The organism is Pseudomonas abieticivorans, assembly GCF_023509015.1.
Lineage (GTDB): Bacteria > Pseudomonadota > Gammaproteobacteria > Pseudomonadales > Pseudomonadaceae > Aquipseudomonas > Aquipseudomonas abieticivorans.
This window is the reverse complement of record NZ_CP094975.1, coordinates 1,497,803-1,519,828: the sequence shown is the minus strand read 5'-3', so window position 1 is coordinate 1,519,828 and position 22,026 is coordinate 1,497,803. Positions and strand designations below refer to the sequence as shown.

At 62.6% G+C, this 22,026-nt stretch carries 22 protein-coding genes; 13 read left to right on the top strand and 9 right to left on the bottom strand.

Translation table 11 applies throughout. The features are described 5' to 3' along the window. Window positions 1-737: 737 nt before the first annotated feature. Entirely contained in the window at window positions 738-1,511 is a 774-nt protein-coding gene (locus tag L9B60_RS06810) for an IclR family transcriptional regulator (RefSeq protein ID WP_249677486.1), read from the bottom strand. Between the two features lie 109 nt (window positions 1,512-1,620). On the opposite strand from L9B60_RS06810, the gene hmgA reads away from it, so the two are divergent. Genes hmgA through maiA form a run of 3 tightly spaced genes read left to right on the top strand, consistent with a single transcriptional unit; the run spans window position 1,621 to window position 4,859 of the window. Continuing rightward, window positions 1,621-2,931: a homogentisate 1,2-dioxygenase gene (gene hmgA / locus L9B60_RS06805; RefSeq protein WP_249677484.1), complete on the top strand. Its 1,311-nt coding sequence runs from the start codon at window positions 1,621-1,623 to the stop codon at window positions 2,929-2,931. After that, complete coding sequence (gene fahA / locus L9B60_RS06800; RefSeq protein ID WP_249677482.1) at window positions 2,928-4,220, top strand: fumarylacetoacetase; 1,293 nt, start codon at window positions 2,928-2,930, stop codon at window positions 4,218-4,220. The genes hmgA and fahA overlap by 4 nt, the downstream gene beginning before the upstream one ends. A 12-nt stretch (window positions 4,221-4,232) precedes the next feature. After that, the gene (maiA, locus tag L9B60_RS06795; protein WP_249677479.1) at window positions 4,233-4,859 is read left to right on the top strand and encodes a maleylacetoacetate isomerase; all 627 of its coding nucleotides are present in this window, start codon (window positions 4,233-4,235) and stop codon (window positions 4,857-4,859) included. Window positions 4,860-4,861: 2 nt separating this feature from the next. Here maiA and L9B60_RS06790 read toward each other — a convergent pair whose 3' ends face one another. Beyond that, window positions 4,862-5,668, bottom strand: coding sequence for a SirB1 family protein (locus L9B60_RS06790; protein ID WP_249677477.1), 807 nt, complete (start codon window positions 5,666-5,668; stop codon window positions 4,862-4,864). Window positions 5,669-5,875: 207 nt separating this feature from the next. Here L9B60_RS06790 and L9B60_RS06785 point away from each other — a divergent pair, with 207 nt between their 5' ends. The 4 genes from L9B60_RS06785 (at window position 5,876) to L9B60_RS06770 (ending at window position 10,183) form a co-directional block, all read left to right on the top strand. Continuing rightward, complete coding sequence (locus L9B60_RS06785) at window positions 5,876-6,895, top strand: Leu/Phe/Val dehydrogenase (RefSeq protein WP_249677475.1); 1,020 nt, start codon at window positions 5,876-5,878, stop codon at window positions 6,893-6,895. 97 nt (window positions 6,896-6,992) lie between these two features. After that, a complete protein-coding gene (gene pdhA / locus L9B60_RS06780; protein ID WP_249677473.1) occupies window positions 6,993-8,093 on the top strand; it encodes a pyruvate dehydrogenase (acetyl-transferring) E1 component subunit alpha in 1,101 nt (366 codons plus the stop codon). Further along, window positions 8,083-9,069 (top strand): alpha-ketoacid dehydrogenase subunit beta, encoded by a 987-nt coding sequence (locus L9B60_RS06775; protein ID WP_249677471.1) that lies wholly within the window; start codon window positions 8,083-8,085, stop codon window positions 9,067-9,069. The genes pdhA and L9B60_RS06775 overlap by 11 nt, the downstream gene beginning before the upstream one ends. Window positions 9,070-9,079: 10 nt before the next feature. Then, complete coding sequence (locus tag L9B60_RS06770) at window positions 9,080-10,183, top strand: dihydrolipoamide acetyltransferase family protein (protein WP_249677469.1); 1,104 nt, start codon at window positions 9,080-9,082, stop codon at window positions 10,181-10,183. Window positions 10,184-10,249: 66 nt separating this feature from the next. On the opposite strand, the gene L9B60_RS06765 is transcribed toward L9B60_RS06770, so the two are convergent. After that, window positions 10,250-10,513, bottom strand: coding sequence for a YebG family protein (locus L9B60_RS06765; protein ID WP_249677467.1), 264 nt, complete (start codon window positions 10,511-10,513; stop codon window positions 10,250-10,252). 203 nt (window positions 10,514-10,716) lie between these two features. Here L9B60_RS06765 and L9B60_RS06760 point away from each other — a divergent pair, with 203 nt between their 5' ends. Continuing rightward, entirely contained in the window at window positions 10,717-11,205 is a 489-nt protein-coding gene (locus tag L9B60_RS06760) for a phosphate-starvation-inducible protein PsiE (protein WP_249677465.1), read from the top strand. 45 nt (window positions 11,206-11,250) lie between these two features. Here L9B60_RS06760 and L9B60_RS06755 read toward each other — a convergent pair whose 3' ends face one another. Then, window positions 11,251-11,595, bottom strand: coding sequence for a YXWGXW repeat-containing protein (locus L9B60_RS06755; protein WP_249677463.1), 345 nt, complete (start codon window positions 11,593-11,595; stop codon window positions 11,251-11,253). A 154-nt stretch (window positions 11,596-11,749) separates the two neighbouring features. Here L9B60_RS06755 and L9B60_RS06750 point away from each other — a divergent pair, with 154 nt between their 5' ends. Together L9B60_RS06750 and L9B60_RS06745 are read left to right on the top strand one after the other, a co-directional pair. Continuing rightward, window positions 11,750-13,273, top strand: coding sequence for a DUF1800 domain-containing protein (locus tag L9B60_RS06750; protein WP_249677460.1), 1,524 nt, complete (start codon window positions 11,750-11,752; stop codon window positions 13,271-13,273). Window positions 13,274-13,282: 9 nt separating this feature from the next. Continuing rightward, the gene (locus tag L9B60_RS06745) at window positions 13,283-14,479 is read left to right on the top strand and encodes a DUF1501 domain-containing protein (RefSeq protein ID WP_249677458.1); all 1,197 of its coding nucleotides are present in this window, start codon (window positions 13,283-13,285) and stop codon (window positions 14,477-14,479) included. 124 nt (window positions 14,480-14,603) lie between these two features. Here the strand turns inward: L9B60_RS06745 and L9B60_RS06740 are convergent, their stop codons facing one another. The 5 genes from L9B60_RS06740 to L9B60_RS06720 all read right to left on the bottom strand — a co-directional run bounded on the left by L9B60_RS06740 (window position 14,604) and on the right by L9B60_RS06720 (window position 19,638). Next, complete coding sequence (locus L9B60_RS06740) at window positions 14,604-14,933, bottom strand: DUF3509 domain-containing protein (protein ID WP_249677455.1); 330 nt, start codon at window positions 14,931-14,933, stop codon at window positions 14,604-14,606. A 207-nt stretch (window positions 14,934-15,140) separates the two neighbouring features. After that, a complete protein-coding gene (locus L9B60_RS06735; RefSeq protein WP_249677453.1) occupies window positions 15,141-15,548 on the bottom strand; it encodes an HPF/RaiA family ribosome-associated protein in 408 nt (135 codons plus the stop codon). A gap of 193 nt (window positions 15,549-15,741) precedes the next feature. Further along, on the bottom strand, window positions 15,742-18,096 hold the full coding sequence (fecA, locus tag L9B60_RS06730) for a TonB-dependent Fe(3+) dicitrate receptor FecA (protein ID WP_249677451.1): 2,355 nt from the start codon (window positions 18,094-18,096) through the stop codon (window positions 15,742-15,744). 88 nt (window positions 18,097-18,184) lie between these two features. Then, entirely contained in the window at window positions 18,185-19,138 is a 954-nt protein-coding gene (locus L9B60_RS06725; RefSeq protein WP_249677449.1) for a FecR domain-containing protein, read from the bottom strand. Continuing rightward, window positions 19,135-19,638, bottom strand: coding sequence for a sigma-70 family RNA polymerase sigma factor (locus L9B60_RS06720; RefSeq protein ID WP_249677447.1), 504 nt, complete (start codon window positions 19,636-19,638; stop codon window positions 19,135-19,137). The genes L9B60_RS06725 and L9B60_RS06720 overlap by 4 nt, the downstream gene beginning before the upstream one ends. Window positions 19,639-19,830: 192 nt before the next feature. On the opposite strand from L9B60_RS06720, the gene L9B60_RS06715 reads away from it, so the two are divergent. From L9B60_RS06715 to L9B60_RS06705, 3 genes are read left to right on the top strand one after another with little or no spacing between them, the layout of a single operon-like run. Then, the gene (locus tag L9B60_RS06715) at window positions 19,831-20,136 is read left to right on the top strand and encodes a DUF3649 domain-containing protein (protein ID WP_249677445.1); all 306 of its coding nucleotides are present in this window, start codon (window positions 19,831-19,833) and stop codon (window positions 20,134-20,136) included. Further along, the gene (locus L9B60_RS06710; protein WP_249677443.1) at window positions 20,133-21,698 is read left to right on the top strand and encodes a PepSY-associated TM helix domain-containing protein; all 1,566 of its coding nucleotides are present in this window, start codon (window positions 20,133-20,135) and stop codon (window positions 21,696-21,698) included. Before L9B60_RS06715 ends, L9B60_RS06710 begins: the two co-directional genes overlap by 4 nt. Further along, the gene (locus L9B60_RS06705) at window positions 21,698-22,024 is read left to right on the top strand and encodes a DUF3325 domain-containing protein (RefSeq protein ID WP_249677441.1); all 327 of its coding nucleotides are present in this window, start codon (window positions 21,698-21,700) and stop codon (window positions 22,022-22,024) included. The genes L9B60_RS06710 and L9B60_RS06705 overlap by 1 nt, the downstream gene beginning before the upstream one ends. The last annotated feature ends 2 nt before the right edge of the window (window positions 22,025-22,026 follow it).

The window sequence follows — 22,026 nt, the reverse complement described above, 5'->3', positions numbered from 1 at the left end:
ACCGTTGAATCCCAGGCATAAAAAAGGCCGCTGTAAAACAGCGGCCAAGCAAGACGTTCGATCAAGGAGCTTCAAATCAACGTCAGTGTACAAGTTTACGCTCTGGCCTAACTGGCCGGGCGGGGCGGAGGAAAATAATCGGTGAAGATTAATTCATCGTTAAGGCGCTTGGCGCCTCAAGGCCGACCTGCTGCGAATGAGCAAATAATAGGCATTGTGGCGAGCCGAAAAAATAGCGCTTTGTGACAATCACTATTACACCCTGGGTAACAGTCAGATGCGGGCCCTGCGCTTGGGCTGGCTGGCGGGTACCCAATGCCTTCCCCGCTGTATCGACGCCCAGATGACAGGTATTACGTATCGATGAGTGGGGATGTGAAGTTGCCGCCATGGTCCACTTGCAACGCGTGGCGTTTCATATTCCGCTATCGCAAGTTCGGCGCTGGGTCGTCGTGGTATTCAATAAAGCCTGTCTGCTAACAGCCGCGGCGAGCGTATTGATTGGCACGCTGATAATTACTTATCGTGTTCGGTACATAACGCCGTTGTTTCAGGGTGCTTTCCACCGGCTTCAGCCGATGTTATGAGTCGGACTATCGTGGCCAACTCGAGCATTTCTGCTCAGGCCCGACCTGACCGCCAATGGTGCCAGAATATCTACTTTCGCAAGGGGCAACTGGGCGCGAACGCCCTCCCGGAACCGGACAGCCGCTACGCGGTAAATTGAACCGGTGGGTTCAGCCCTGATACCCCATGCGCCAACTCACCGCTCGACTGGCCGCCAATAGGCTTTTGGCCGCCGGGCCGTGTTCATCGGCATGGAACATCGAGGTGGGGCCGACCACCGTCAGCACCGCGACCACCTTGCCCATGGCATCGAACACCGGGGCCGACAGCGCGTCGACACCGGGTAGCAGCAAGCCGTGAACATGGTGCAAGCCTTGTTCACGGATCTGCTGGAAGAGCTGCGTAGGGTCTTGCACGGCCGGGTCACTGCGCTCTTCGCGAATAAATTCGACGGTTTCCCTGGCGGGTAGAAATGCACCAAACACCAAGCCGGTGGACGAACTGAGCAACGGCAACACCGAGCCCATTTGCGTCACCACCGTGACCGCGCGTACCGCAGGCTCGATCTGTACCACGGTGGGCCCACGGTTGCCCCATACGGCCAAAAAGCAGGTCTCGTTGAGTTCGTCGCGCAAGTCCGACAGCGGCATCGCCGCCACCTTCAGTACGTCCATGCTGCCCAGCGCTGCCAAACCCACCCGCAAGGCTTCGCGGCCCAACCCGTAATGGTTGGTGGCCGGATTTTGCTCGGCGAAACCGCTGGCGATCAACGCCTGCAAATACCGGTGTACCTTGCTGGCAGGCATTTGCACGTGCTCGGCCAGGCGCGACAGCGAGGTGCTGGGCGACAACTGCGCCAGGGCCTTGAGGATGTCGGTGCCCACCTCGGCCGAACGTACTTTCTGCTTGTTGGCGCTTTCGGGGGCAGGGCTGGGTTTTTCCATGACGCATTCGATCCGCAGGGCAGGTGGGCGTCTTTATAGCTTGACGGTCGGGCTCAATCAAATTACGTTATTCGTAATTGGATTACGATAAAAATAACAGGAGGCCTTCATGTGCCCCGAGATGTCCACGCCGGCCCTGCGCTACCAAAGCGGCTTTGGCAACCAGTTCAGCAGTGAAGCACTGCCGGGCGCCTTGCCCGAAGGGCAGAACTCCCCACAAAAAGTCCCTTATGGCCTGTACGCCGAGCAGTTCTCCGGCACGGCTTTCACGGTGGCGCGCAGCGAAGCGCGGCGCACCTGGCTCTACCGCATCCGCCCCTCGGCATTGCACCCGCGGTTCGAGCGCCTGGGGCGCCAGTTATGCGGTGGCCCGCTGGGCGAGGTCACGCCCAATCGGTTGCGCTGGAACCCTTTGCCGTTACCCAGCGGCACGGTCGATTTCCTCGATGGGTGGGTGGCGATGGCGGCCAACGCTGCGGCCGATAAGCCGGCTGGCGTCAGCCTGTACACCTACGCCGCTAACGCCTCCATGCAGCGGGTGTTCTACAACGCCGACGGTGAGTTGCTGCTGGTGCCTGAGCATGGCCGGCTGCGCATCGCCACCGAGTTGGGCACCCTTGAACTCGGGCCACTGGAGATCGCCGTGTTGCCGCGCGGCCTTAAGTTTCGCGTGCAATTGCTCGACGCCACGGCGCGCGGCTACATCGCCGAGAACCACGGTGCGCCCCTGCGCTTGCCTGACCTGGGTCCCATCGGCAGCAATGGCCTGGCCAACCCTCGGGACTTTCGCAGCCCGGTGGCCTGTTACGAAGAGCAGCCAATGCCAACGCAGTTGGTGCAGAAGTTTCTGGGTGAACTGTGGGGCTGCCAGCTGCAACATTCGCCGCTGGACGTGGTGGCCTGGCACGGCAACAACGTGCCCTACACCTATGACCTGCGCCGCTTCAATACCCTGGGCACGGTTAGCTTCGACCATCCCGACCCGTCGATTTTCACCGTGCTGACCTCGCCGACCAGCGTGCATGGCCTGGCTAACCTGGACTTCGTTATTTTTCCGCCACGCTGGATGGTCGCGGAAAATACCTTCCGCCCGCCGTGGTTCCACCGCAACCTGATGAACGAGTTCATGGGCCTGATTCAGGGCAATTACGACGCCAAGGCTGAAGGGTTCGTGCCCGGTGGTGCGTCCTTGCACAGTTGCATGAGCGCCCATGGCCCGGACGCCTCCACTTGCGCCCAAGCCATTGCGGCCGAACTGGCCCCGGCCAAGATCGACAACACCATGGCCTTCATGTTCGAGACCAGCCAAGTGCTGAGGCCTACCCGCCACGCCCTCGATTGCCCGCAACTGCAAACTGATTACGACGCGTGCTGGGCCTCGTTGCCCAGTACCTTCAACCCGAACCGGAGATACCCATGAATCAGCCTGCCAACCTGCGCAGTTGGGTCAGCGACGCCAACCAGCACGCGGATTTTCCCTTGCACAACTTGCCGCTGGGGATCTTCAGCCAGGGTGGTTCGCCGCGCCGCGCGGGCGTTGCCATCGGTTATTCGATTGTCGACTTGCACGCGGCCCTGGCCGCAGGTTTATTCAGCGGTGCAGCGCAGACGGCCGTGCAGGCCACGGCCGACGGCACGCTCAATGGCCTGTTTGCGTTGGGCCGCGGGCCACGGGTGGCCCTGCGCAATCGCCTGTTGGAGCTGTTGGGCGAAGGCAGCGGCGAGCGCGATGCGGTGGCCCGCTGCCTGTTGCCCATGGCCGACTGCACACTGCATGTGCCGGCGAAAATCGGCGACTACACCGACTTCTACGTGGGCATCGAGCACGCGAAGAATGTCGGCAAGTTGTTCCGGCCCGACAACCCGCTGCTGCCCAACTACAAATACGTGCCCATCGGTTACCACGGCCGCGCGTCCACCGTGCGCGCCTCGGGCACCGAGGTGCGCCGGCCGCGGGGCCAAACCCTGCCGGCCGGCCACAGCGAGCCAAGCTTTGGCCCCTGCGCGCGGCTGGACTTCGAGCTTGAGCTGGGCGTGTGGATCGGCCCGGGCAATGCCATGGGTGAGGCGATTGCCATCGACCAGGCCGACGAACATGTCGCCGGCTTCTGCCTGCTCAACGACTGGTCGGCGCGCGATGTGCAGGCTTGGGAATACCAACCGCTGGGGCCCTTTTTGTCCAAGAGCTTCATTACCACGGTTTCGCCCTGGGTGGTCACGGCCGAGGCCTTGGCGCCGTTCCGTTGCGCCCAGGCCGCGCGCCCTGAAGGTGACCCGCGGCCACTGCCGTACCTGTGGGACGCCCGCGACCAGGCCGAAGGCGCCTTGGACATAGAGCTGGAGGTACTGCTGCTGACAGCGCAGATGCGCGAGCGCCACCTGCCGGCCGAGCGCCTGGCCTTGAGCAACAGCCAGAACATGTACTGGACCGTGGCACAAATGGTCGCGCACCACAGCGTCAACGGCTGCCAGTTGCAGCCTGGCGACCTGTTCGGCACGGGCACCTTGTCCGGCGCCCAGCCGGGCCAGTTCGGCAGCTTGCTGGAAATCACTCAAGGCGGCAAAGAGCCGATCAACCTGGCCAGCGGCGAGGTGCGGCGCTTTCTGGAAGATGGTGACGAAATCATCCTGCGCGCCCGTTGCCGTGGCATGGGGCAATCCTCCATCGGCTTCGGTGAATGCCGCGGCGTGGTGGTCGCGGCACGTTAAGGGAGGCGGGCCATGAAGCTCTACACCTATTACCGGTCTACCTCGTCGTATCGAGTGCGCATTGCCTTGGCCTTGAAAGGGCTGAGCGTGCAGGCGGTGCCGATCAACCTGCTTAAAGGCCAGCAACGCCAGCCGGACTACCTGGCACTCAACCCGCAAGGGCGCGTGCCTATGCTGGAGCTCGACAGTGGTGAGCGGCTGCTGCAGTCGCCGGCGATCATCGAGTATTTGGAGGAGTGCTATCCCACGCCCACGCTGCTGGTCGGCGATCCGTTGCAGCGCGCTCGCGCCCGCGGCGTGGCCGCGTTGATCGGCTGCGACGTGCACCCGCTGCACAATGTCAGCGTGCTCAACCGGCTACGCGAAGGCGGCGCCAGCGATACCCAAGTGGCCGAATGGATTAGCCATTGGATCAGCCAAGGCTTGGCGGCGGTCGAGTCGATGATTGGCGATCAGGGCTACTGCCTGGGTGCGTTGCCGGGGCTGGCCGATGTTTACCTGATACCTCAGGTGTATGCCGCCGAACGGTTCAATGTTTCGCTGGCGGCCTACCCGCGCATCGCCCGGGTGGCGGCCTTGGCGGCGCAGCATCCGGCCTTTATCCAGGCGCACCCGTCACGGCAAGTGGATACGCCCTGACGTCAGTGCACCGACGACGGCCGGGGTGGCAGTTGGCTCAAACGTTGGGTCAGGCGAAGTTTTTGCAGGGGGTCGTCGCTGAGCATCAGCGCATGCTCCAGGTCAAAACGTTCGGCCTGGGGGCAGTCCAGATGTTGGTACAGGCTGGCGCGTGCCAAGTAATCACTGGTGTTGGCCGAGCCCAGTTCCATGACCCGTTCGGCATCCCTTAAGGCCGCGATGGGGTCATCATGGGTGGCGTGCAGTTGCCTTAGGTTGCGTGACAGGCGCTGCAGCATCTGCCGGGGGCTGGCTTCTTGCAAATGGTCGGCTGTGAGCAGCATCTGTGGGCCGAACTGGCGGCCCAGCAAGTCCCGGCAGTCGGGCAGGTAAAGCCTGCGGCCGCCGCATGGGTCCAGTTGGTGGTCGGCGCCGGGCACGCGCAGCAGGAAATGCCCGGGGAAGTTCACGCCGATCAGCGGGATTGCCAGGCGCCGGGCAATTTCCAGGGCGATCAGCGACAGCGCCAGCGGTTGCCCGCGCTTGCGCTCCAGCACTTTGTCCAGCAACGCCGCTTGGGCACGGATGGGGTGGTATTCGTCCTGCTGGTAGCCTAGGTGGCTGAGCCTGCGCAGCAGTGGCTGGGCCAGTTCGTTGACGGGCAGCATGGGCAGCCCGGCACTTACCTGAACCTGCAGCTCGTGCAGGGAGGCCAGTAGGTGGGCGGGGTCGACCTTTACGTCATGCTCGGCCGCGATCCACAGCGCAGCCTCGAACAACGCTGGCGGGCTGCGTTCCAGACAGTTAAGGCAGGCTTGGCGTGGGCTCATGGAATACTCCGTCATCCCCCCTGTTTTAGCCCTGCCCGGTGCGTAAGTCCAGCCTGCAGGAGCGGATTGATCCGCGAAAAGCACAACGCGGTGTTTCAGGCAAACCGCGGCTCATGGGGAAGGACGACCACACGGCCCCCCGGCATGCACATGCGCCAACCCCACCTATACTAGGAGCATAAAAAGAAACTGTTCGGGAGCTCGTCGATGTTCGCTCTCATGCAAAGTACCCGCACCCATTCGCTGCATCTTGCCGTCGACCCCGATACCGGTTTGCGCGCAGTGATCGCGATCCATGACTGCCAAGCCGGCCCGGCCATTGGCGGCTGTCGTTACCTGGCCTACCCGGACGACGAAAGCGCCATGGTCGATGCCATTCGCCTGGCCCAGGGCATGAGCTACAAGGCCGCCTTGGCCGGGCTGCCGTTTGGTGGCGGCAAGGCGGTGATCATCCGCAGCCCGCACGTCGAAAACCGCGCGGCGTTGTTCGAGGCCTTCGGGCGTTTCATCGAGCAACTCGACGGGCGCTACATCACCGCCATCGACAGCGGCACCTCCATGATCGACATGGACTGCGTTGCCCAGCAAACCCGTCACGTCACCAGCACCAGCGCCGCGGGCGACCCGTCTACCCATGCGGCCCTGGGCGTGTTCGCCGGCATTCGCGCAACATCGGTGGCGCGCCTTGGCAGCGACAACCTGGAAGGGTTGCGCATTGCCGTGCAAGGCCTGGGCAACGTCGGCTATGCGGTGGCTGAACAGCTGCATGCCGCCGGCGCCGAGCTGTTGGTCAGCGACTTGGACCCTGGCAAGGTGCAACGGGCCATGGAGCAACTGGGTGCGCACCCCATCGCCGCCGAAGCGCTGCTCAGCACCCCTTGCGACATCTTTGCACCCTGCGGGCTGGGCTCGATTCTCAATGGCCAGAGCGTCGCGCAATTGCGTTGCGCGGCGGTGGCCGGCAGCGCCAATAACCAGCTCACCAGCCTGCAGGTGGCCGATCAGTTGGAGAAACGCGGCATTCTGTATGCGCCCGACTACGTGATCAATTCCGGTGGGCTGATCTACGTTGCCCTCAAGCATCAGGGCGCAGAGCTTGGCACCATCACCGCGCACCTGAAAAACATCGGCACGCGGCTCACCGAGGTGTTTGCCCATGCCCAGGCTGAAAAGCGCTCGCCGGCGCGGGTGGCCGAGGCGCTGGCCGAGAAGCTGATTTACCCGTAAAGGGCCGTGGCCTACCCGGTTGCAGCCCTGGATAACTGGCAGCCACAAGCCGCCGGCCATTGTCACCACGCGTACCGCGCGTGTCAGGAGTGTGCCCATGACCTCAAGCAAGCTTGAACTCCCCTTTACCCGCTATTTATCCCCCGACGGTCGCTTGACCGCTCAATTGCCCGACTGGGCCGATGACTTCAACTTGTTGACCCGCCTGTACCGGCAAATGGTGCTGACCCGTTTATTCGATCAAAAGGCCGTGGCCTTGCAGCGCACCGGCCGGATCGGCACCTATGCCCCGACGTTGGGCCAGGAAGCGATCGGCGTGGCCATCGGCAGCCTGATGCACCCTGAAGACGTGCTCATTCCTTACTACCGCGACACGGCCGTGCAACTGATGCGCGGCGTGCGCATGGAGGAGATCCTGCTGTACTGGGGCGGCGACGAGCGCGGCAGTGACTATGCCGAGCCGGCGGTGGCCCAGGACTTCCCGTTGTGCGTGCCCATTGCCACCCAAGCCCTGCACGCCTGCGGGGTTGCCAGTGCGTTCAAGATCCGTGGCGAGCACCGCGTGGCCGTGACCACTTGCGGCGATGGCGCCACCAGCAAGGGCGACTTTCTGGAGGCATTGAACGTGGCCGGTGCCTGGCAGTTGCCGGTGGTGTTCGTGATCAACAACAACCAATGGGCAATCTCGGTACCACGGCGTATCCAGTGCGGCGCGCCGACGTTGGCGCAGAAAGCCATCGGCGCGGGGTTTCATGGCGAACAGGTCGACGGCAATGACATGCTCGCCGTTTACGACCGCATGCAGGTGGCCCTGGAGCGGGCGCGTCAGGGTAAGGGCCCGGTGTTGCTCGAATGCTTGAGCTATCGGTTGGGCGACCACACCACTGCCGACGACGCCACGCGCTACCGCTCGGCCGAGGAGGTCAAGCAAGCCTGGCAAGAGGAGCCGATCAAGCGCCTGCAATCGTTCATGGCGGGGCAAGGGGTGTGGGACGAAGGCCGCGAGCAGGCATTGATTGCCGAATGCCAGGTGTTGGTCCAGCAGTCTGTGGATAACTTCGAGGCGGCCGGCCTGCAACCGGCCGAATCGGTGATGGACTATGTCTACGCGCAATGGCCCAAGGCCCTGGCTGACCAGCGTGAGGAATTCCTTGAGCGGGTCGCTCGCCGTCAGGGAGGTGACGCCCATGGCCAGTGAAAAAATCAGCCTGTTGGAGGCCGTTAACCTGGCGATGCACACCGCCATGGCCGAGGACGAGAACGTCGTGGTGCTGGGCGAGGATGTCGGCGTCAATGGCGGGGTGTTCCGCGCTACCCAAGGCCTGCGCGAGAGTTTCGGCTTCAAGCGGGTGATCGACTCACCCCTGGCCGAAACCATGCTCGGCGGCCTGGTGGTGGGCATGGCCGCCCAGGGCCTCAAACCCATTGTCGAGATCCAGTTCATGGGCTTTATCTACGCGGCCATGGAGCACCTGGTGTCCCATGCCAGCCGCTTGCGTAACCGCACGCGCGGCCGGCTCAGTTGCCCGATGGTGTTGCGCACGCCCATGGGCGCCGGCATTCGCGCCCCCGAACATCACAGTGAAAGCACCGAGGCCCTGTTCGCCCACATTCCGGGCTTGCGGGTGGTGATCCCCTCATCACCGGCCAGGGCCTATGGCCTGCTATTGGCCGCCATCGACGACCCAGACCCGGTGATCTTCCTGGAGCCCACCCGGTTGTACCGTATGAACCCGCAACCGTTAGTGAACGATGGCAAGCGTTTGCCGCTCGACACCTGCTTCACCCTGCGCGAAGGCAGTGACATCACCCTGATCAGTTGGGGCGCCAGCGTGCATGAAACGTTGCAGGCCGCCGACGCGCTGGCCGAGCAGGGGGTGTCGGCAGAAGTGATCGACGTGGCCTGCGTCAAACCGCTGGACCTCGACACCCTGGAAGCCTCGGTGCGCAAGACCGGGCGCTGCGTGATCGTGCACGAGGCGCCGCGCTCTTGTGGTGTGGGCGCAGAGATTGCCGCCAGCCTGTACGAACGGGTCTTGCTCGACTTGCAAGCGCCGATCCAGCGGGTCACTGCCCCCGATATTCCACCGCCGCTGTACAAACTCGAACAGCTCTACATTCCTGGCGTGGCGGACATCCTGCACGCCTGCGACACCGTGCTGAATTTCGCCTGAGGAGGCTGCGATGAAATATTTCAAACTGCCCGACCTGGGCGAAGGCCTGCAAGAAGCCGAGATCGTGCAATGGCACGTGAAAATCGGCGAAACGGTCAAGGCCGATCAATTGCTGGTGTCGGTGGAAACCGCCAAGGCGCTGGTGGACATCCCGGCACCTTACGACGGCGTGGTGGCGAAAACCTTCGGCGGCGAGGGCGACATCCTGCACGTTGGCGAGCCACTGCTGGGCTACGAAGGCGAAGCGGATGCAGGTACGGTGGTCGGGCGCCTGGAAGGCGGCGGCAACAGCCAGGCCGATCAGTTCTTTGTGGGCGCGGCGCCTTCTACCCGCGAACACATGGCCACCCGCGCCACGCCGGCGGTGCGGCAACTGGCCCGGCAACTGGGCGTGGACCTGGCCGCGCTGAACGGCTCGGGCAGCGATGGGCTGATCACCCGCGCCGACGTCGAGGGCGCTGCGCAATCGGCGCAGGACCGCTTTGGCGGGGAAAAACTGCGCGGCGTGCGCCGCAGCATGGCGCTGAACATGGCCAAGTCCCACGCCGAAGTGGTGCCTGTGACTATTTTTGGCGACGCCGATTTGCACCGTTGGGGCCAGGCCCGCGACCCGCTGATCCGGCTGGGCAAGGCCATAGCGGCAGCGATGCTGGTGGAGCCGGTGCTCAACAGCTGGTTCGATGGCAAGAGCTTGTCGATTCGCCAACACGCCAACCTCGACCTGGGCATTGCCGTCGATACGCCTGACGGTTTATTCGTGCCGGTGCTTCGGGATGTGGGCGCGCGCAGCCCCGAGGATTTGAAAGAGGGCATGGGCCGCTTGCGCGCCGACGTGAAGGCGCGCTCGATCCCGGCAAAGGAAATGATGGGCGCGACGATCACGCTGTCCAACTTCGGCACGCTGTTCGGGCGTTATGCCAACCCGGTGGTGGTGCCGCCGCAAGTGGCGATCCTGGGGGCAGGTGGTATACGGGACGAGCCCGTGGCCATGGAAGGACAGGTGGTGGTGCACCCCATACTGCCGTTGTCACTGACCTTTGATCACCGGGCAGTGACGGGGGGCGAGGCGGCACGGTTCTTCAAGGCATTGGTGATGGAGTTGGAGAAGCCGTGACACCGGGGCATTCTTATCGCGGATGAATCCGCTCCTACAGGAACGTATTCATCTGCGAACCCGCCACTATTCCTCGCCGTCGCCGTTGATCAGTTCGTTCAGCGCATCGGGCTGGCTCTTGAACGCCTTGGCGAATACATCACGGTTTTTCGCCATGTAGATACCGGCGTCCTCCACCTGCTGCTCGCTCAGGGACGGCACGGCTTTTTTCAGGACTTCTGAAAGCAATTCGGCCAATTCGAGCATTTTGTCATGACGGTCAGCTTCGGCTTTATCCATGAACAGGCGCTCCAGGTCTCGGCTGCTGCGATATACCACTTCGACGGACATTCATCACCTCATAGGCCTTTCGGGTACTGGTTGTTTATACAGTGGATGATAAGGCAAACCGCAGCGCTTGAACAGCGGCAAAACGCCGGGGTGAGTCAAAGTGCCGCTATGGGCTTGTCACACCGCTCAGGCACACTGGTGTGGCCTTTAATCTGCATAGCAGAGCATAGGCATTGGCGACCATCGAGCAAGGGATCACTACCGTGAAAATGAATTGGGCCGAAGCCCTGCGCCAGCGTGTGCATGGGTTGGCAGAGTCGTTGGGAAACCTGTGTGTCGAGGTCTTCCACTACCTGGCGTTGTTCGCCATCGGTGGGGTAACCGCTTGGGCAGCGGTCATGGCATTTATCGATATGCTGGAAAAGGGCCACATTACGGTCGATGACATTCTGTTGTTGTTCATCTACCTGGAATTGGGTGCCATGGTGGGCATCTATTTCAAGACCAACCACATGCCGGTGCGCTTCCTGCTGTACGTAGCCATCACGGCGCTGACCCGCCTGTTGATCTCTGACGTTTCGCACCATGCGCCACCGGATTTGGGCGTGGTGTACCTGACCGGTGCAATCTTGTTGCTGGCCGTTGCCATCCTGGTGGTGCGCTACGCTTCGTCCAAATACCCGTCGGCAAAAATCCCCGATCGCCACAGCCCGGTCAAAGGCGCGGTGACCGAGGAGAAAGGCGAAATTTAAAGTGCTTGAACAGCACCGCCCCGCGTATGCGGGGCGGTGTCAGGTTCAGTTGACCCAGCCACCGGCACGCCAGTGCCAGCCGTCACCGCGTTGCACCCACTTGGCATGCTGGTAATGGCCATTGGGGCGCACTGGTTCCCAGTGGCCGCGCACCGGCACATAGCGGCCGCCTTCCCAACCCCAATAACCGCGGGCCCACACGTAGCCTGGGCGAGGGCCCGGTTCTACTTCGATAACCTGCACGGGCGGCGGCTGCGGCGCCACCACCTCGACGTATTCGCGCTGCACGGGTGGGCGCTCGACCACACGCCGTTCGTGGACCACTCGTTCTTCAACGCAACCGGCGGTTGCGGCGATCACGGCCAACAGAGCCACGTAGCGTACTTTCATGTTGCCACCTCTGGGCTTGCTTGAAAGATTTCACGCTACACATGTATCCACCCGCTCACATTAGCTTTACCAGTCATTTACATTCAGTTACATCTTCGCTCGGCTGGGCTCCGGTAGACTGAAAATGTCTTGCCCTTGCCGTGGAAACTTCTTGATGCCACTGCCGCGTCTCGTGTTCCGAGCGTTGATACTGCTTCTATTACCAACTTTCGCGTTGGCAGCCACGCCCATACCGCTCAAGCCAAGTGACATCGCCTGGTTGCAGCGTGACGGCTTTGGCCTGGACGCCGCGCAGCTCGCGCGTTTTCATGCCTTGGGGCGCAACGGCCTGCTGCAGGCACAATTGGCCGATCGCCTCGACGAGCCGTTGCCCGCGCCCATCGAGCAAATGCTCAAGGCCTATCCGGTGCTGAGCCAACCGCTGCAGGCCACGTGGCTGGCGCAACGCCAAGCTCAACAGGCCTACAAGGACATGCCCGAGGGCGACGCCCGGGTTCAGGCGCGCAAGGCCTTGCAGCAAGACGCCAACGCGCTGGGCGAGCAGGCTCGGGAAATCGTCATGCTGCGCGCGGTGTATGGCCCCAACCAGCTCAAGGAGCAGTTGGTGTGGTTCTGGCTTAACCATTTCAGCGTGTTCCTGGGCAAGGGCCCGGTGCGCCTGATGGCGGCCGATTACGAAGAGCAGGTCATCCGCCCCCATGCCCTGGGCAAGTTCAAGGACTTGCTGATGGCCACCTTGAAAAGCCCGGCCATGCTGGCGTTTCTCGACAATGCCCAGAACGCGCAGGGCAAGGTCAACGAAAACTATGCGCGCGAGTTGATGGAGCTGCACACCCTTGGGGTGGGCGCCGGCTACACCCAGCAGGACGTACAGCAATTGGCGTTGATTCTGACCGGGGCCGGGTTTGCGCCACTGGATGGCAAGCCGCAGGCATTCGGTCCGAAACTGGCAGACAAAGTGGTGCGCGAAGGCCTGTTCGAGTTCAACCCGCGCCGGCACGACTTCAGCGACAAGGTGTTGCTTGGCCAGGCCATCCCCGGGGCCGGCTTTGACGAGATTACCCAGGCGGTCGAGCTGATCACGCGCCAGCCCGCTTGCGCACACTTCATCTCACTGCGCCTGGCGCAATATTTTGTTGCCGACAAACCGCCGCCGGCGCTGGTCGAGCGGATGGCCACTACCTTCCAGCGTACCGATGGCGACATTGCCGAGGTCATGCGCACGATGTTCCAGGCCAATGAGCTGACGCAAAGTGCCGGCCATAAGTTCAAGGACCCGATGCAGTTCGTGGTGTCGTCGGTACGCCTGGCCTATGACGGCAAACCCATTGCCAACCCCAAGCCCATGCTCAACTGGCTGAACCAGTTGGGCGAACCGGTGTTCGGGCGCCTGACGCCGGACGGCTGGCCCCTGGATGCCAGCGCCTGGTCAAGTTCGGGGCAAATGGCCAAGCGCTTTGAGATCGCCCGTGGCATTGGCATGGGGGACAACCGCCTGTTTACCGCCGAAGGCAGTGCCAAGGCCGGTAGCGGATTTCCGTTGATCACAACGCCCCTGTATTACGAGGCCATTGCCCCGTTTTTATCGGCAGCCACCCAACAAGGGCTGGACCAGGCGACTTCCCAGCGCGAGTGGAACCTGTTTCTGCTGGCCTCGCCAGACTTCAATCACCGTTAGAGGTGCTTTATGAAGCGTCGTGACTTTCTCCTGGGTTCAGCGGCGGCCATCGCGTTGCCGGGCCTGTCGTTTTCCGGGCGGTTGTTTGCCGCCCCCGCCAGTTCGCCGCGGTGCCTGGTGGTGTTCCTGCGCGGTGGTTACGACTGCAATAATTTGCTGGTGCCCTACGCCAGCGACTTTTACTACGAGTCGCGGCCTACGTTGGCCATCGCAAGGCCCGATGCAAGCAACGCCGAAAGTGCCATCGCCTTGGATAGCCAGTGGGGCCTGAACCCGGTACTGCGTGACTCGATCTACCCGCTGTGGCAACGCAAACAGATTGCCTTTATTCCCTTTGCCGGGACCGATGATCTGTCGCGCAGCCATTTCGAAACTCAGGACAACATTGAGGCCGGCCAGCCGACCCAGCAACGTGGCCACTATGATTCGGGCTTTTTGGCGCGCCTGGCCAAGGTGGCCCCCAACAGTGCACCTATCGCGTTTACCGATGCCATGCCGTTGAGTTTCCAGGGCGGCAAGGACATTCCCAACCTGTCATTGCGCGGGGTGGCCAAGCCTGCGTTCGACGATCGCCAGTCGGCGATTTTGGCGGGCATGTACAAGCACTCGCCGTTGGCCGCGGCCGCGGCGGACGGCCTGGAGCTACGCCAGAAAGTGTCCATGGATTTGCAGGAGGAAATGATCAAGGCCAACCGCGGTGCACCGACGGCCAAGACCTTCGCCGACGAAACCCGGCGCATGGCCACGCTGATGCGCGATCAGTATCGGTTGGGTTTTGTCGATGTGGGTGGTTGGGACACGCACGTCAACCAAGGCAGTACCACAGGCGTGCTGGCCAACAATTTGAGCAACCTGGGGCAAGGGCTGGCGGCGTTTGCACAAGCGCTCGGCGATGTGTGGAACGACACGACCGTGGTGGTGGTATCGGAGTTTGGTCGCACCTTTCGCGAGAACGGCGACAAGGGCACCGACCACGGGCACGGCACGGTGTATTGGGTGCTGGGCGGTAGCGTGCGCGGCGGGCGGATTGCCGGCGAGCAAGTGGCGGTAGATCAACGCAGCCTGTTTCAAAACCGTGATTACCCCGTGCTCAATAATTATCGCGATGTGCTCGGCGGTGTGCTGGGGCAGACGTGGGGGCTTTCGGGCAGCCAGTTACAGGCGGTGTTTCCTGGCGCCAGGCCCAATGCCTTGCAGCTGGTGTAAGGCCGCGCACCATTATCCGTCACGAAAGGGCTGAAGCAGGTCTTTGTGGGGCAGTTTCAGGAAGCCTGCGCCGTAAGGGCGGAGCAGCCTTCCTGTCAGCAGAGGGAGGGGGTAGCGGTCAAGGTCAGATACCTGTGGACAAGCCGGGTGGGTTGCCCAGCCAGCCTTTGCGCTGCTGTGACAACAGTTTGAGATTATCGCCATCGGTCATGGCCGCGAGGATCTCCATCGCGCTGTGGCCTTTTTCGATGGCGATGCCAAATTGAATGCTTTCGATCAGGCGTTGCAGGCGCTTGGGATCATTACGTTGGGCGGCGCTGATCATGCGCTTGGCCACTACCCCTGTTTCATTGGACAAGGTCAGCATGATGCTGCCGTCCAAGCGCTGGATGCTGAGGTTGACCCGGTACTCGGGCTGGAAGGCATCGCTGATGGCTTTGAAGGGGTTTTCCATGGTGCTTACCTGCTTATTAAGACATGCATCATTGACTGGGCGGCAACGCAAAAAGTTCGCCGTGACCAGACCACTGGCGGGGAAACCTCCTCGTCATGACTGCGGTGTAATTAACATTGCAAGGCGCATGCCGTTGGCGGGCAGGTAAATAAATGGCAATAAAAAAGGCGAGCCCGTGGGCTCGCCTTTTTTTATTCAGCTGATCAATCAGCTATTGAGTGCCGCCTGTTCATTCTCCAGGAATTCTTCCTGCAGCAATGCGTCGGTCGGGCTGCCTTCTTCGATGGCGCTGCCGGCCCCACGCTTGGCGCGCAGTTTGCCGAACAGGTGCTCGAGGGCGTGATTGAGTTTGGTGGCCGCGCCATCGACTGCCTGATCCAGCGATGCGGCTTTATGGGTAACGGAAATCGGTTGGTGACCTTTTGGGCGGGCCTCCATTTGGCAGCGTTTGTCGTGCGTGCCGGGCTTGTCGCCGTTCTCGTCGCGAAGGTGGACTTCGACACGGGTCAGATCTTCTTCGTAGCGTTCTAGCGTGCTTTCAACGGTAGTGCGTACCCACTCCTCCAGTCGGATGCTGCTTTGAATATGGTTGTCGCTATTGACTTGGATTTGCATAGTTCATCCCTTATTCAGCTAGCTCGCAAGAGATTCGATGGGGCCCTTTGGCAGGGGAATATTTCCATCGCCTCTTGATTACAAGGTCGGGCAGTTGAGCCAACAATTCAACCCCCTGAAGAAGATAAATATTCAGTCGCACAAAAAACGCCCGGCCATTTCAGGGGCCGGGCGTTGTTTTTTTTATCGTGTTTTAGAACGCGATCGAGGTTTGCACGTAGACGGTGCGGGGCTCGCCGACGTACTTGCCTTTGTTGTTGTCATCGAAGGAACGGGTGAAATATTCGTGGTTGAAAATATTTTTCATGCCCACTGCCACGTTCAGATTTGACAACTGCGGGCCAAAGTCATAACCGGCGCGGGTGCTGAACAACACGTAGCCAGGGATCTTGCCGGTGCTGCCATCTGCGCTCTCGGCGCGGGTGTTGGCGTTGTCGGCAAACTGGTCGCTCTGGTAGCTGCTATCCAGGTTGAGTTTCCACGGGCCCTCGGTGTAGCCGATGCCCAAGGTGCCCTTGTGGCGCGAGGAAAACGGTACGCGGTTGCCCTGGTTGTCGCCGCGTTCGCGGATGGTGGCGTCGACAAAGGCGTAGGTGGCGTACACGTCGAAACCACTGAGTACGGGGCTTACATCATCCAGGGCGTAGTTGACGCTGGCCTCGATACCCTGGTGGCGGGTCTTGCCACGGGCGATGACCGTGTCGTTGGTTTGGTTGCTGTCATATTGGTTGTTGAAGTTGATCAGAAACGCGCCGATCTCCGCGCGCAGGTTGCCATTGTCGTAACGCGTGCCCAGCTCCCATGTGCGGGCTTTTTCAGGTTTGACTTCGCCGTCGGCCACCCGATTAGGCATCTGGCTGTACTGCACGCTGCCGAACGAACCTTCGGTGTTGGCATACAGGTTCCAGCTTTCGGTCACGTGGTACATCACATTCAACGCTGGCAAGGCGGTGTTGTAGTCACCCTTGTAGTCAACTTGGGTGAGGTTGTTGGCCTGCTCGGACTTGATCATCTCGTAGCGGATGCCCGGGGTGAAGGTCCACTTGCCGATGTCGATGCGGTCGTCGACGAAAAACGCATTGGCCTCGGTGCCACCCCGTGTGTCGCGGTCGTTGCGGCTGTCGGTGGTGGGCAGGGCGTTGGAGGTGATCGGGGTGCGGTAGCGCAGCTCATGGCCAGCCTCGTTGATGTAGCGGTAGCCCACGCCCACTTCATGCCAACTGTCGCCCAGGGCAAAGCCCTGGGAGAAACGGGTTTCCAGGCCGCGTACCCAATACTCGCGAGGCGACAGCGAAAGGAAGGTGCCCTGGTCGAGGTAACCGCTGCGCAGGGTTTTGGTGAAGAAGCTGTTGACGGTGAATTCGCGGGCGTCTTCCTGGTAGCGGTAGCCGACGTTGACCATAGTGCGGCGGCCCCAGAACTTGTCGTTCTTGCGCGTGGACTGGTAGGGGTCGGCCTTGTAGTCGGCGGCGCTCAAGCCACCGGGCATGTCGGCCTGGCCTTCGTAGTACTGCGCTTCGGCGTTCAGGCTGTTGGCCGCGTCGATCTGGTATTTACCCTTGAGGATCAGGTCATCGATTTGCGTGTCGCTGTGCTCGCGCCAGTCGCCGCCGCGGGTGCCGGAGTACAGCAGTGCGCCGCCCAGGCCATTGTCGGCGGTGCCACCGGCGAGCAGGTTGCCGGTGGTCTTGAACCCGTCCTGGCTGGACGATGGGCTGGTCTGGGTCTGCAAACCACCTTTCACCGTGGGGGCATCGGGGATGGCGCGGGTGACGAAGTTGACGATGCCGCCGACGTTCTGCGGGCCATAGCGCACCGCGCCGCCGCCGCGCACCACGTCGACCGCGTCCATGTTGCCCATGCTGATGGGGGCGAACGAAAGCTGTGGCTGGCCGTAAGGCGCGAAAGGCACCGGGATGCCGTCCATCAGCACGGTGGAGCGGGTGGCCAGGCGCGGGTTGAGGCCGCGGATGCCGAAGTTCAGCGCCATGTCATGGCTGCCGGTGCCGTTGTTGTCCGGGGCATTGACGCCAGGGATTCGGTTGAGCACTTCCCGGGCGGTGGTGGCGCCAGTGCGCTCGAATTCTTCGCGGCGGACCACGTCACGGGCGCCGGCATGCTCGAATACGTTGGTTTGCTCGGCCGAGCCCAACCAGTCGCCGACCACCGCCGACGCCCCCAGCTCCAACGGCGCAGGCACGTTATGGGGTATCGCACTGATCGGTTGCAGGCTGTAGGCATTTTCGCCCTCGGCCCGCGCTTGCAGGCCGGTGCCTTCCAGCAAGGCCGCCAGGCCCTGGTCAGCCGTATAGCTGCCATTCAGGCCATGGCTCTGCACGCCTTGGGCCACCTGTGAGCCAAAGGAAATCAGCACGCCGGCTTCGCGGCCAAACTGGTTCAGCGCCGCCTCCAACGAGGCCGCCGGGATGTGATAGCTGCGCGCCTGGGGCTCGGCCGCCAATACCTGTGGCACGCTGGCGAAACTGAGGCTGGCACCGAGCAGCAGGTGGCGCAACGAGCGGGCAAGCGGGGTGGGGTGGGATGACATGCAAAGCGTCCTTCAGAGAGGCGTTAAGGGTGATTACCCTCTCTGTCACGCGAGACGCGGAAAACGGCTCACTGCGAATGAAAATAATTCAGCTGGCGGCTTCGACGTTTACCCAGTAGCGGGTAAAGCGCCGCACTTTCACCGGCAGTGCCACTGCCAGCAGGTCGAGGATGCGTTCGGTGTCGCCCAGCGGGTAGCTGCCGGAAATCTGCAGGTTGGCCACGCTGGCCGCGCAATGCAGTTGCCCGCGACGGTAGCGGCCCAGCTCTTCGAGAAAATCCCCCAGGCGCATGTGGGCTGCCACCAGCATGCCGTCCACCCAGGCGCCGCTGTTGGCATCCAGGGGGCGGCTGGCTTGCCAGCCCGTCTGGTTGAACTCCACCTGGCGGCCGCTTTCGACGATCAATGGGTAGCCGTGCAGGCCAATGGGGTTCAGTTCTACCTGCCCGCTGAACACCGCCAACCGCGTACGCCCGGCCAGTTGGCGCACGTTGAAACGCGCGGCCTGGGCCGCAAGCGTGCCCTGTGCGGTGGTTACGCTCAGGGGGCGTGGGTCGGCGGCGCTGGCCAGGAGCATTTCGCCCTCAAGCAAACGCACCCGCCGTTGGCTGGCTGTGAAACTCACGTCCACGGCGCTGGCCGTGTTGAGCTGCAATTGGCTGCCATCGCTCAACGCTTGCGAGCGGCGCTGGCCTAACGGGCTGCGGTAATCGGCCAGCAGCGGCGGCAGCAGGTCTTGCTGGCGCAAGGCAAACCCACCGGCGCCACCCACCCCCAGCAACAGGGCCAGCTTCAAGGCCCGCCGGCGGCTGGCGTTTTGCGGCGCATTCAGCGCGGCGTGGGCCAGGGGCGAAGCCACGCCACGCAAACGTTGGTTCACCGCCTGGATATGCTCCCAGGCGCGCAGGTGCTCGGGGTGCGCCGCCAACCACTGGCGCCAGGCCAATTCGCGAGCGGCGGGCAGCGGGCCTTCCTGGCGCTCGATCAGCCAATGCACCGCCTGCTCGGCGATGTGCCCCGGGATATTTTGTGCAGCGTTCATCGTGCGAAGTAACAGCGCATGGCTGCCTTGTGCAGGTGGCGCTTGACCGTGGCCAGGGAAATGCCCAGTTGGCTGGCGATTTCGTTGTAGGTCAGCCCGTCGACCTGGGCCATCAGGAAGGCCCGCTTGACCTGGCCGGGCAACCCGTCCAGCAGGCGATCCAGCTCCATCAGGGTTTCCAGGATGATGGCGCGGTGTTCTTCCGACGGCGCCAGTTCTTCGGGTAACTGCTGCAACGCCTGGTAGTAGGCGCGCTCGATATCCTGGCGGCGATAGTGGTTGAACAACACGCGCTTGGCCACCGTGGTCAAGAACGCCCGAGGCTCGTTAAGCGGTGGTGTTTCGCGGTTGGCCAGCAGGCGTACGAAAGTGTCTTGGGCAAGGTCCGCAGCGCTGTGCGGGCAGCCCAGGCGCCGGCGCAGCCAGCCGGTCAGCCAGGTTTGATGGTCGAGATAAAGGCCCTCGACGGCAGACGAGGCAGGGGCGTTGGCACGGTGCACCGCAGAACTCCGGCGCTGAACACGCGCTAAAGAATAAGAATTGTTCGCATTGTAGGGGCGTACAAGCCGCCTCGGCAATCACCAGATGTGGACCAACGGAGGCGCGCGACGAAAAGCACCTTTGCGTATGAGAATATTTATCATTAATATTGGCGGTCTTCGGCCTGTCCTTTCAGGCACTCAAGGTTGTCTATGAAAAGCGCTGTCAGCGGGGTACCCGCATCCTATCGGTTGGCCGTCGCCTCGCGCGTTGTCGCAGCGGCGCTGGGTGGCTATGTGTTGGCCTCGCTGGCCAGCGTTTGCGTGGCCTGGCTGATGCCAGGCAGCCGCGCCGATGCCGTGGTCACCGCGATGATGCTGTCGTTTCTGGTGTACCTGGTGGCGGTACTCTGGTGCTTTGCCTGCCACAGCGCCTGGCGCGCCTGGCTTGGCCTGTTGCTGCCAATTGCCTTGCTGGCGCTGGCCGATGGCGGCTTGTACTGGATGCATCAAGGATGAAAGAAGGTTTCAGGCAAGCCATGGCCTGGCTGCATACCTGGGCCGGGCTGGTGTTCGGCTGGATTTTGTTCGCGATCTTTTTGACCGGCACGCTCTCCTACTTCAAAGATGAGATCAACCGCTGGAGCCACCCCGAAGCGCCGGCCCAGGTGGTGGACGCGCGCACGGCCCTGAACAGTGCGCAGGCGTACCTGCAGGCCAACGCCGCAGACGCTTCGCGTTGGTACATCAGCCTGCCGGATGCCCGCAACGCCGCCCTGTCGGTGATGTGGCAGCAGGAGGGCAAGCGCGGTTTTGTCGACAAACTGGTCGACCCACGTGAAGGCACCGAGTTGCACACCCGTGACAGTCGCGGCGGCGAGTTCTTTTATCGCTTCCACTACGAGCTGCAAATGGGTTACCCGTGGGGGCGCTGGCTGGCCACTTTGTCGGCCTTCGTGATGCTGGTAACCCTGGTCAGCGGGATCATCACCCACAAGAAAATCTTCAAGGACTTCTTCACCTTCCGCCCAGGCAAAGGCCAGCGCTCGTGGCTGGACGGGCACAACGCGATTGGCGTGCTGCTGTTGCCGTTCTTCGCGATGATCAGCTATTCCAGCCTGGTGATTTTCATGACCATGGTGATGCCGGCGAGCATCCTCACCACGTATGACAATGACCTGAACGCGTTTTACAAGGACGTGTTCCCCAGCGCGTTCAATGATGTGAAGGCGGCAGGCACGGTGGCGCCCTTGCAACCCTTGAGCGTTTTTTATGACAAGGCCCTGGAGCAGTGGCCGGGCGGGCATGTCGGGGTTGTCGATGTTCAGCATCCGGGCGACGCCAACGCGCGGGTCTCGGTGTCGCAGTTGGCCGGCGACCGCATCGTGCATAGCGCCGGCAATGGCCTGTTGTTCGACGGTGTCAGCGGGGCGCTGCTCAAGGGCCGCGTGGCCGATTCGTTACCGGTCGCGGTGGCAGGCAGTTTTTATGGGCTGCACATGGGCAATTTCGCCGGGCCGGTGTTGCGCTGGGTGTACTTTTTCTGTGGCATTGGCGGCACGCTGATGATCGGTACGGGCCTGGTGATGTGGTTGGGCAAGCGCCAACTCAAGCACGCCAAGACCGGTGCGCAACCCTTGGGCCTGCGCGTGGTGGCGGTGCTCAACATCGCCAGCATGGCCGGGTTGTTGCTGGCGGTGGTAGCGTTTTTCTGGGCTAACCGACTGTTGCCCACGGCATTGCCAGACCGGGCGGCGCTAGAGGTCAAGGTGTTCTTCCTGGTGTGGCTGCTGTCGGCCGGGCATGCCGTGCTGCGCCCTGGGCGTCGCGCCTGGGTGGAGCAGTTGAGCGTCGCGGCGGTGCTCTATGCCGGCCTGCCGGTGCTCAATGCCCTGACCACCGGCCAGGGGTTGCAGCATTCGATTCCGGCCGGCGACTGGGCCATGGCCGGGGTCGACCTCACGGCCTTGGGCAGCGGCCTGTTCTTGCTGTGGAGCGTGCGCAAACTGCAACGGGTAAACGTGGCACCTGTGAAAAAGCCGCGGCGCACGGCGGTCATCGTCGAAGGCGAGGTGTCCTGATGCTGGCGGCCGCCTTGCTCTGCTACGCCGCGTTCACCGCCCTGTGCCTGTCGATGGAGCGCCACCACACCGAGTTGCTCGGGCACACGCCGTCCCTGGCCCGTCGTCGCCTGCTCAAGGCCGCTGGCTGGGGCTTGCTGGCCGTGTCGCTGTGGGCGGCGTTGCGTGACATCGACTGGGGTATGGGCCTGGTCCACTGGGTGGCCGCGCTGATGGGCAGCGCGGTGTTGCTGGTGTGGTTGCTGCCTTACCGGCCGCGCCTGGCCCTTGGCCTGGCGGGCACCGGTTTGCTGCTCGGGCCGCTGGCTGCCTTGGGGTCGTTTTGAGC

Excerpts from the sequence above, each read along its gene's own strand:
- L9B60_RS06810 (WP_249677486.1), bottom strand. The coding sequence starts at position 1,511 with ATGGAAAAACCCAGCCCTGCCCCCGAAAGCGCCAACAAGCAGAAAGTA.
- hmgA (WP_249677484.1), top strand. The coding sequence starts at position 1,621 with ATGTGCCCCGAGATGTCCACGCCGGCCCTGCGCTACCAAAGCGGCTTT.
- fahA (WP_249677482.1), top strand. The coding sequence starts at position 2,928 with ATGAATCAGCCTGCCAACCTGCGCAGTTGGGTCAGCGACGCCAACCAG.
- maiA (WP_249677479.1), top strand. The coding sequence starts at position 4,233 with ATGAAGCTCTACACCTATTACCGGTCTACCTCGTCGTATCGAGTGCGC.
- L9B60_RS06790 (WP_249677477.1), bottom strand. The coding sequence starts at position 5,668 with ATGAGCCCACGCCAAGCCTGCCTTAACTGTCTGGAACGCAGCCCGCCA.
- L9B60_RS06785 (WP_249677475.1), top strand. The coding sequence starts at position 5,876 with ATGTTCGCTCTCATGCAAAGTACCCGCACCCATTCGCTGCATCTTGCC.
- pdhA (WP_249677473.1), top strand. The coding sequence starts at position 6,993 with ATGACCTCAAGCAAGCTTGAACTCCCCTTTACCCGCTATTTATCCCCC.
- L9B60_RS06775 (WP_249677471.1), top strand. The coding sequence starts at position 8,083 with ATGGCCAGTGAAAAAATCAGCCTGTTGGAGGCCGTTAACCTGGCGATG.
- L9B60_RS06770 (WP_249677469.1), top strand. The coding sequence starts at position 9,080 with ATGAAATATTTCAAACTGCCCGACCTGGGCGAAGGCCTGCAAGAAGCC.
- L9B60_RS06765 (WP_249677467.1), bottom strand. The coding sequence starts at position 10,513 with ATGTCCGTCGAAGTGGTATATCGCAGCAGCCGAGACCTGGAGCGCCTG.
- L9B60_RS06755 (WP_249677463.1), bottom strand. The coding sequence starts at position 11,595 with ATGAAAGTACGCTACGTGGCTCTGTTGGCCGTGATCGCCGCAACCGCC.
- L9B60_RS06750 (WP_249677460.1), top strand. The coding sequence starts at position 11,750 with ATGCCACTGCCGCGTCTCGTGTTCCGAGCGTTGATACTGCTTCTATTA.
- L9B60_RS06745 (WP_249677458.1), top strand. The coding sequence starts at position 13,283 with ATGAAGCGTCGTGACTTTCTCCTGGGTTCAGCGGCGGCCATCGCGTTG.
- L9B60_RS06740 (WP_249677455.1), bottom strand. The coding sequence starts at position 14,933 with ATGGAAAACCCCTTCAAAGCCATCAGCGATGCCTTCCAGCCCGAGTAC.
- L9B60_RS06735 (WP_249677453.1), bottom strand. The coding sequence starts at position 15,548 with ATGCAAATCCAAGTCAATAGCGACAACCATATTCAAAGCAGCATCCGA.
- fecA (WP_249677451.1), bottom strand. The coding sequence starts at position 18,096 with ATGTCATCCCACCCCACCCCGCTTGCCCGCTCGTTGCGCCACCTGCTG.
- L9B60_RS06725 (WP_249677449.1), bottom strand. The coding sequence starts at position 19,138 with ATGAACGCTGCACAAAATATCCCGGGGCACATCGCCGAGCAGGCGGTG.
- L9B60_RS06715 (WP_249677445.1), top strand. The coding sequence starts at position 19,831 with ATGAAAAGCGCTGTCAGCGGGGTACCCGCATCCTATCGGTTGGCCGTC.
- L9B60_RS06710 (WP_249677443.1), top strand. The coding sequence starts at position 20,133 with ATGAAAGAAGGTTTCAGGCAAGCCATGGCCTGGCTGCATACCTGGGCC.
- L9B60_RS06705 (WP_249677441.1), top strand. The coding sequence starts at position 21,698 with ATGCTGGCGGCCGCCTTGCTCTGCTACGCCGCGTTCACCGCCCTGTGC.